The organism is Streptomyces kebangsaanensis (assembly GCF_001906585.1).
Taxonomy (GTDB): Bacteria; Actinomycetota; Actinomycetes; order Streptomycetales; family Streptomycetaceae; genus Streptomyces; species Streptomyces kebangsaanensis.
On sequence record NZ_JUJA01000033.1, the window covers coordinates 72,505 to 80,850 of the forward strand.

Genomic DNA, 8,346 nt, shown 5'->3' on the forward strand with positions numbered 1-8,346 from the left:
GTGTCGCCCTGGACACCGCCGACTTCATGGTGCGCGAACTGCGCACCGCGGAAGGGGGGTTCGCCTCGGCCCTGGACGCCGACAGCGACGACGGGACCGGCCGGCACGTCGAGGGCGCCTACTACGTCTGGACCCCGGAGCAGCTGCGCGAGGTCCTCGGTGAGGAGGACGCCGAACTCGCCGCCCGGTACTTCGGCGTGACCGAGGAGGGTACCTTCGAGCACGGCGCCTCGGTGCTCCAACTCCCCGTACAGGAGGGCGTCTTCGACGCCGGGCGGATCGAGTCGGTCAGGCACCGGCTGTTCGGCAAGCGGGCCGAGCGGCCCGCACCCGGCCGGGACGACAAGGTGGTCGCCGCCTGGAACGGGCTCGCGATCGCCGCCCTCGCCGAGACCGGCGCCTACTTCGACCGTCCGGACCTGGTGGACGCCGCGACCGGCGCCGCCGACCTCCTCGTACGGCTGCACATGGACGAGCACGCCGCGCTCCACCGCACCAGCAAGGACGGCCGGGCCGGGGCCAACGCCGGGGTGCTGGAGGACTACGCCGACGTCGCCGAGGGCTTCCTCGCCCTGGCCTCCGTCACCGGCGAGGGCGTGTGGCTGGAGTTCGCCGGACTGCTCCTCGGACACGTGCTCACCCGGTTCACCGACCCGGAGTCGGGCGCCCTGTACGACACGGCCGCCGACGCCGAGCAGTTGATCCGCCGTCCCCAGGACCCCACCGACAACGCCGTCCCCTCCGGCTGGACGGCGGCCGCCGGCGCCCTGCTCGGCTATGCGGCCCATACCGGTTCCGAGGCCCACCGCACCGCCGCCGAGCGGGCGTTGGGCGTGGTCCGGGCGCTCGGTCCGCGCGTCCCGCGTTTCATCGGCTGGGGGCTGGCCGTCGCCGAGGCCCTGCTCGACGGGCCGCGCGAGGTCGCCGTCGTGGGGCCGTCCCCCGACGACACGGCGACGAAGGCCCTGCACCGTACGGCACTTCTGGGCACCGCCCCCGGCGCGGTCGTCGCCTGCGGCACGCCGGAGAGCGACGAGTTCCCCCTGCTCGCCGGCCGGACCCTGGTCCGGGGCGAGCCGGCCGCCTACGTCTGCCGTGACTTCACCTGCGACGCCCCGACCACCGACCCGGACCGCCTGCGCACCGCGCTGAACACCGCACTGGGCGGCTGAGGCAGGCCCCGGAGGTCACCTCCGGTCGGCGTACCCGGCCAGGGCGCGCTCCACGATCGCCTCCAGCCGGTCGTGGTGGGCGCCCTTCCAGTAGGCGCGGCCGCAGTCGCGGCAACGGGCGAAGACGTCGTACGTGCGGTGCGTGCCGTGCTCCAGCTGGTCGGCCACCTCCTCCTTCGTGGCGTCCTCCAGCGGGCCGTTGCAGGCGGTGCACCGGGTCCAGGGGGAGAGGCCGGGGCGGAAGCGGTCGAGGACGTCACGGAGCTGGTCGTCGGGGCGGGTGCTGTAGACGAAGGCGCCCGCCCACAGTTCGCGGCGGCGCAGCAGGCCCCGGTCGCGGCTGAGCATGACGCGCTTCTCGGCGGCCGAGCGGGCGGCGAGCGCCGGGTCGCCGATGTCGGTCGACTCGTAGGCGGCGTCCACACCGAGCAGGCGCAGACGGCGGGCGAGGGTGCCCAGGTGCACGTCGAGGAGGAAGCGCAGGGGGGCGCCGGGGACCTGCTGCGGGCGTGCCACGGCACGCACCCGCACCGTCTCGTCCGCCCGCGGGACGTGCGACACCGGCACCTCGCGGCCGTCCACCACCAGCGCGCCCACCTCGGTGAGCGGCACGCCCAGGGACTCCACGACGTGACCGAGCGTCGAGACGCCGTCGGTGACGACCGGGGTGGCGCCGCGGCGCCGGGCGTGGGGGACGAACAGGCTCAGGCCGGGGGCGAACTCGACGCGGATCTCGGGACCGTTCACCCGGCCAGGATGGCATGACCGAGGGGCCGGGACCTCAGGGTTTTCCGCGGAGCTCTCCCCGGGGCTTCCCGGCGGGCAGCCCGTGCTCCAGGACGTCCATGGCGCGGTCCATGAGGTCGCTCAGCTCGCCCTCGCACCCGTTCTCGGCCCAGTACAGCGAGACCTCCATCAGGCCGCCCATGAGGGACATGGCGAAGACCCGCACCTCCAGGCCGTCCTGGTCCAGTCCGGTGCGGTCCGCGACGGCCTGGCGGATGAGCAGGCCGGCGGCCGACATGCTCTCCACCATCCGGGCGCGGACCGCGGGCACCTCGACGCCCAGCCGGGCGCGCAGCCGGGACACCTCGGGCTCCTCGGTCACACCCAGCGCCAGGGCCTTGTGCATCACGTGCCGGAGGGAGTCCATCCACGGCTCGTCCGCGGGCCGCGCCCGCAGCTCCTCCAGCAGGATCTCGTCGTACTCGTCCGTGAGGACGATGTCCTCCTTGGTGGGGAAGTAGCGGAAGACGGTCGACGGCGACACCTCGGCGCGGTCGGCGATCTGCTCGATCGTCGTGGCGTCGTACCCCTGCTCCTCGACCAGCGTGTACGTCGCCGAGCGGATCGCCTGCCGGGTCTTGAGCTTCTTGCGCTCCCTGAGTCCCATCGGGGGACGTTCGGCGGGGCGGTCGGCGGGGGTGGTGATGCGTGCGGCCGTCATGGTCGTCATTGTCCGGCATCACCTCCGGGACCGGCCATGACCGGGGCCTCCTCCTCCGGTTCGTTCCGTACGGCGGCCGGGGCGCCCGGCAGGAAGGCGGCGGCCAGGAGCGCCGCCAGCAGCGCGGCGACGGCGGACACCAGCAGCACCAGGCCCATGCCGTGCACGTACGCCCCGTTCGCGGAGTCCGCCAGCCGCGCGGAGCCCGCCCGCGCGGCGACGAGGTGCGCGGCGACCACGGACTGCCCGGCGGTGTGCGCCGCCTCGCCGGGCAGTCCGGTGACGTCGAGCCGGTCGCGGAAGGCGCTCGCCAGGAGGCTGCCGAGCAGGGCGATGCCGACCGCGCCGCCGACCTGGCGCAGCGTCATCAGCAGGCCCGAGCCGCTTCCGGCGCGGTCGGCGGGCAGGGCGGCCAGCGCCCCGTCCATGGCCGGGACGACGGAGAAGCCGAAGCCGACGCCGGCGAGGGACAGCCACAGCGCGGTGAAGCCGTAGCCGGAGTCCACCGTCGTACGGCTGCCGAGCAGGGCGGCGAAGGCGAGCACCACCAGGCCCACGGCGACCACGGCCCGTGCCCCGAACCGGGCGACGACCGGCTGCGCGCCCTTCGCGGCGATCATCAGTCCGCCCATCATGGGCAGCAGCCTCAGGCCGGTGCCGAGGGCGTCGTGGCCGAGGACGGCCTGCAGGTAGGGCGGCAGGACGAACATCAGGCCGGACAGGACGAACATCACCAGGGTCGCGGCGAGGGTGTTGAACAGGAAGCCGCGCCGGCCGAGCAGGGTCATGTCGAGCATGGGGCGGGCCTCCCGGCGCTCGCGCAGCACGAGCCCGGCCAGGAGTGCGGCGGCCGCCGCGAACACGCCGAGCACGAGGGGGTCGCCCCAGCCGCGGTCGGGGGCCTCGATGATCGCGTAGATCAGCGCGCCGAGACCGGTCGCGGTGAGCGCCGTGGAGAGCGTGTCGACCCGGGGGGAGGCGGGGTCCCGGGTCTCGGGGAGCAGGAAGGCGCAGGCCGCGACGCCGATGGCGACCATGGGCACGTTGATCAGGAAGACCGAGCCCCACCAGAAGTGGTTGAGCAGCCAGCCGCCGACGATCGGGCCGAGGGGCAGGCCGAGCGCGGAGGCGGCCGAGATGACGCCGACGGCCCTGGTGCGCTCGTCCGCGCCGAACAGCGAGGGCAGCACCGACAGCGCGAGCGGCATGACCAGGGCCGCGCCGATCCCCATGACCGTACGGGCGGCGATCACCGCGTGCACGTCCCCGGCCAGGGCGCCGACCACGGAGCCGGCGAGGAAGACGCCGAGTCCGGTGATCAGCATCAGACGCCGCCCGAACCGGTCGCCGAGGAGTCCGGCCGGGAGCATCAGCGCGGCGAAGACGACGACGTAGGAGTCCACCATCCACTGCTGCTGGCCGGTGGTGGCGCCGAGGTCCCTCGCCAGGGTCGGCAGGGCGACGTTGAGGATCGTCATGTCGAAGCCGAGCACCAGCATGCTCGCGACCAGGGCCCCGAGGGCCCACCAGCGGCGGGGGTCGTGCCGTACGCCTTCGGCGTGGTTGACAGTAACCATGAAATGAGAGTAACTCTCAAAAGTGTCACGCTGTCAATCGACTCGGGCTTCCGGGCATGAAAAACGGCCACGACTCGTGCGAGCCGTGGCCGTGCCGGAGGGAGGGACGGACTATGCGTGCTGGTACGCCACCAGTGAGATCCCCACGTAGTGGACCACGAACGCGGCCAGCGTGAAGGAGTGGAAGACCTCGTGGAAGCCGAACCAGCGCGGGGAGGGGTTCGGCCGCTTGATGCCGTAGACGACGCCCCCCACGCTGTAGAGGAGGCCGCCGGTGATCACCAGGACCAGGACCGCGATGCCGCCGGTGCGCAGGAAGTCGGGCAGGAAGAAGACGGCCGCCCAGCCCATCGCGATGTAGCAGGGGGTGTAGAGCCAGCGCGGGGCGCCCACCCAGAAGACGCGGAAGACGATGCCGGCGACGGCCGCGGCCCATATGCCCCACAGCAGCCAATGGCCCTTGGCGCCGGGCAGGAGCAGCAGGGTCAGCGGGGTGTACGTGCCCGCGATGATCAGGAAGATGTTCGCGTGGTCGAGCCTGCGCAGGACGCCGCCCAGGCGCGGCCCCCAGTCGCCCCGGTGGTACAGCGCGCTGACGCCGAAGAGCAGGCAGGCGGTGAGGGCGTAGATCCCGCAGGCGATCCGCCCGCGGGTGGAGCTGGCCAGCGCGGTGAGGACCAGACCCGCGACGAGCGCGGCCGGGAACATGCCGAGGTGCAGCCAGCCGCGCAGCTTCGGCTTGACCGGGTGCGGCAGGGGGAGTGCGGCCGGACCGCGGCTGGTGACCGGCGTGTCCAGGGGCGTATCGGAGGCGGACGCAGTCATGCGCGCATCGTACCGACGGCGCCGTGAGTCGGCTGCCGGTGTCGGGCGGTGAGCGCGAAGATCGCGCCGAACGCAAAAAGTCCTTCAGCTGAATCCAAGGGGCACGCAAGGAATCGCGGAAACCGTGGGATTCATCACGCCGCTCACTTGTGCGGCCCCCTGGACATATGGGCACTCTCGTCGGATGATCAAATGAGTGCGGTCGGCACCGGATGAGCGGCTACGAAGCATCCGGGCCGCGGCCCCCACGGGGCGACAAGTCAGAAAACCCTCTTTTAGGAGCGATCGTGGCGCGCGACATCGCGGCTCCCACCGTCATCCCCACCCACCACAAGGAACTGATCTCGTGGGTCAACGAGATCGCCGAACTGACGCAGCCGGACAACGTGGTCTGGTGTGACGGATCCGAGGCCGAGTACGAGCGACTGTGCGAGGAGCTCGTCCGGAAGGGCACCTTCAGGAAGCTCGACCCGGTCAAGCGCCCCAACTCCTACTACGCGGCCTCGGACCCCTCGGACGTGGCCCGCGTCGAGGACCGGACGTTCATCTGCTCCGAGAAGGAGCAGGACGCCGGCCCGACGAACCACTGGAAGGCCCCCGCCGAGATGCGGGAGATCTTCCAGGGCGAGGACGGGGACGGAGGCATCTTCCGCGGCTCGATGAAGGGGCGGACGATGTACGTCGTCCCCTTCTGCATGGGGCCGCTGGGCTCGCCGCTCTCGGCGATCGGCGTCGAGATCACCGACTCCGCCTACGTCGCGGTGTCCATGCGCACCATGACCCGCATGGGGCAGCCGGTGCTGGACGAGCTCGGCGACAGCGGCTTCTTCGTCAAGGCCGTGCACACCCTCGGCGCCCCGCTGGAGCCGGGCCAGGAGGACGTCCCCTGGCCGTGCAACTCCACCAAGTACATCTCGCACTTCCCCGAGGCCCGCGAGATCTGGTCGTACGGCTCCGGCTACGGCGGCAACGCCCTGCTCGGCAAGAAGTGCTACGCCCTGCGCATCGCCTCCGTCATGGCCCGCGACGAGGGCTGGCTGGCCGAGCACATGCTGATCCTCAAGCTCACGCCCCCGCAGGGCGAGGCCAAGTACGTCGCCGCCGCCTTCCCGAGCGCCTGCGGCAAGACCAACCTGGCCATGCTGGAGCCGACGATCTCCGGCTGGACGGTGGAGACCATCGGCGACGACATCGCGTGGATGCGGTTCGGCGAGGACGGCCGGCTGTACGCGATCAACCCCGAGGCCGGCTTCTTCGGCGTCGCCCCCGGCACCGGTGAGCACACCAACGCCAACGCGATGAAGACGCTGTGGGGCAACTCGGTCTTCACCAACGTCGCGCTCACCGACGACGGCGACGTGTGGTGGGAGGGCATGACGGAGGAGACCCCGGCCCACCTGACCGACTGGAAGGGCAACTCCTGGACGCCGGAGTCGGAGACCCCGGCCGCGCACCCCAACGCCCGCTTCACCACCCCCGCCGCGCAGTGCCCGATCATCGCGCCGGAGTGGGAGGACCCCAGGGGCGTGCCGATCTCGGCGATCCTGTTCGGCGGCCGCCGGGCGAGCGCGGTGCCGCTGGTGACGGAGTCCTTCGACTGGAACCACGGCGTGTTCCTCGGCGCGAACGTCGCCTCCGAGAAGACCGCCGCCGCCGAGGGCAAGGTCGGTGAGCTGCGCCGCGACCCGTTCGCCATGCTGCCGTTCTGCGGCTACAACATGGGCGACTACATGGCCCACTGGATCGAGGTCGCCAAGGACAAGGACCAGTCCAAGCTGCCGAGGATCTACTACGTCAACTGGTTCCGCAAGAACGACGAGGGCAAGTTCGTCTGGCCCGGCTTCGGCGAGAACAGCCGTGTGCTGAAGTGGATCGTGGAACGTCTGGACGGCAGGGCGGAGGGCGTCGAGACCCCCATCGGCATCCTGCCGACCAAGGACTCCCTGGACACGAACGGCCTCGAACTGCCCGAGTCCGACCTGGAGTTCCTGCTCACGGTGGACAAGGACGTGTGGCGCGAGGAGGCCGCCCTGGTCCCCGAGCACCTGAACACCTTCGGCGACCACACGCCCGAGGAACTGTGGGACCAGTACCGCGCGCTCGTCGAGCGCCTGGGCTGACGAGGGACCGCTCCCGCCCCCGCCCGATCTCCGCGGCCGGCTGACCGACTTGCCCTGACCTGCGATGTCGCCCGGCCGGCCGCGGCGTCCACCCGAGAGGCCGGGCGCGCACAACGGCGTGCGCGCCCGGCCTCTCCGGCGTGTCGCCGCCGTCCCTTCCGGGTACTCGGGAGGCGTTCAGGTGGAGGAGGGATGAGGCATGGCTGGAGACGAGGACTTCTACGCCCGGGACCGTCCGGAGATCCCCGAGCTGGCCGAGGACCGCCCGCGTGGCGGCGGCCCCGAGGAGCCGGGCGGCCGCGGCAACTGGCCGGTGTGGTTCGTCGTCCTGCTGATTCTCGTGCTGTTCGTGGTCCTGACGGTTCTCCTCGGCTGACCCCCGGCTCGCCGGGGCCTTCGCCTTCGGGGGACAGCGCCCGTTCCAGCAGCAACGTGTCGAGCCGGCGGCCGTGCTTGCACCCGACGGCGGTCGGCCGTCCCACGTCGGCGAAGCCGAACCGGCGGTGCAGCGCGGCCGACGCCTCGTCCCCGCAGTCGGCGATCACCGCGATCATGCGCTGGATCCCGGCCCGGGGGCAGGCGTCGACGAGCTCTCGCAGCAGCGCACCGCCGAGGCCGCGGCCGACGGCGTCCGGCGCGAGGTGGACGGTGTCCTCCACGGTGTACCGGTAGGCGGGCTTCGGCCGCCACGGCCCGGCGTACGCGAACCCCACGACCGTCTTCCCCTCCGCGACGAGGAACGGCAGCCCTCGCTCCGCGAGGTCGTCGAACTTCAGCTCCCACTCCGCCACCGAGCGCGGCGTCTCGTCGAACGTGGTGGCACTGTGCGGGACGTAGTGCCGGTGGATGCCGGCAACGGCAGCGAGTTCCTCTCCGTTCCGCAGCTGGACAACCCCCATGCCACGGCCCACCCGCTCGGGCCGAACGCAGTGGTAGGGCGCCCGGTCCGCGTGTCGCTGCGGGTGCACGCGGACCGGGGCCGATCGAGGGGGCCCTCCCCGGGAGGGCTAGCCGGCGTGGCTCAGGTTCCGGGCCGCCGCGTGGGCCTCCATGCGCTCGGCCGCCAGGATCGCCGCTGTCGTGTCGGCGCGGGAGGCGGCGACGACGAGGGCGCGGCCGGCGAGGGCGTGGGCCCGGTCGTGCAGGGCGGAGGACTCGCTGCCGACGGCCACCGACACCGAGGCGCGGACCGGGGCGTGACCGGC

At 72.4% G+C, this 8,346-nt stretch carries 8 protein-coding genes and 1 pseudogene; 3 read left to right on the forward strand and 6 right to left on the reverse strand.

From position 1 onward, the window contains the following. A partial coding sequence (locus tag RH94_RS42185) for a thioredoxin domain-containing protein (RefSeq protein WP_407697250.1) occupies positions 1 to 1,172 on the forward strand: 1,172 nt, incomplete at its 5' end. Between the two features lie 15 nt (positions 1,173 to 1,187). Here the strand turns inward: RH94_RS42185 and RH94_RS03640 are convergent. The 4 genes from RH94_RS03640 to trhA form a co-directional block, all read right to left on the reverse strand. After that, positions 1,188 to 1,919 (reverse strand): Mut7-C RNAse domain-containing protein, encoded by a 732-nt coding sequence (locus RH94_RS03640; RefSeq protein WP_073946201.1) that lies wholly within the window; start codon positions 1,917 to 1,919, stop codon positions 1,188 to 1,190. Between the two features lie 34 nt (positions 1,920 to 1,953). Next, positions 1,954 to 2,628 carry a TetR/AcrR family transcriptional regulator gene (locus RH94_RS03645; protein WP_073946202.1) on the reverse strand — a complete coding sequence of 225 codons (675 nt, stop codon included), beginning with the start codon at positions 2,626 to 2,628 and terminating at the stop codon, positions 1,954 to 1,956. Beyond that, positions 2,625 to 4,196, reverse strand: a complete 1,572-nt coding sequence (locus RH94_RS03650) for an MFS transporter (protein WP_073946203.1) — start codon at positions 4,194 to 4,196, stop codon at positions 2,625 to 2,627. The genes RH94_RS03645 and RH94_RS03650 overlap by 4 nt, the downstream gene beginning before the upstream one ends. A 111-nt stretch (positions 4,197 to 4,307) precedes the next feature. After that, a complete protein-coding gene (gene trhA, locus RH94_RS03655) occupies positions 4,308 to 5,021 on the reverse strand; it encodes a PAQR family membrane homeostasis protein TrhA (protein ID WP_073946204.1) in 714 nt (237 codons plus the stop codon). Positions 5,022 to 5,308: 287 nt separating this feature from the next. Here trhA and RH94_RS03660 point away from each other — a divergent pair, with 287 nt between their 5' ends. Both RH94_RS03660 and RH94_RS41160 read left to right on the forward strand, forming a co-directional pair. Next, positions 5,309 to 7,141: a phosphoenolpyruvate carboxykinase (GTP) gene (locus RH94_RS03660; protein ID WP_073946205.1), complete on the forward strand. Its 1,833-nt coding sequence runs from the start codon at positions 5,309 to 5,311 to the stop codon at positions 7,139 to 7,141. 199 nt (positions 7,142 to 7,340) lie between these two features. After that, the gene (locus RH94_RS41160; protein WP_199880860.1) at positions 7,341 to 7,517 is read left to right on the forward strand and encodes a hypothetical protein; all 177 of its coding nucleotides are present in this window, start codon (positions 7,341 to 7,343) and stop codon (positions 7,515 to 7,517) included. A 124-nt stretch (positions 7,518 to 7,641) separates the two neighbouring features. Here the strand turns inward: RH94_RS41160 and RH94_RS03665 are convergent. Both RH94_RS03665 and RH94_RS42190 read right to left on the reverse strand, forming a co-directional pair. Continuing rightward, a pseudogene (locus RH94_RS03665) lies at positions 7,642 to 8,040 on the reverse strand (N-acetyltransferase family protein); the annotation flags it as partial. Positions 8,041 to 8,148: 108 nt separating this feature from the next. After that, positions 8,149 to 8,346, reverse strand: a 198-nt coding sequence (locus RH94_RS42190) for an SCO4983 family protein (protein ID WP_456154161.1), incomplete at its 5' end; no start/stop codon positions are given.

Excerpts from the sequence above, each read along its gene's own strand:
- RH94_RS41160 (WP_199880860.1), top strand. The coding sequence starts at position 7,341 with ATGGCTGGAGACGAGGACTTCTACGCCCGGGACCGTCCGGAGATCCCC.
- RH94_RS03650 (WP_073946203.1), bottom strand. The coding sequence starts at position 4,196 with ATGGTTACTGTCAACCACGCCGAAGGCGTACGGCACGACCCCCGCCGC.
- RH94_RS03645 (WP_073946202.1), bottom strand. The coding sequence starts at position 2,628 with ATGACGACCATGACGGCCGCACGCATCACCACCCCCGCCGACCGCCCC.
- trhA (WP_073946204.1), bottom strand. The coding sequence starts at position 5,021 with ATGACTGCGTCCGCCTCCGATACGCCCCTGGACACGCCGGTCACCAGC.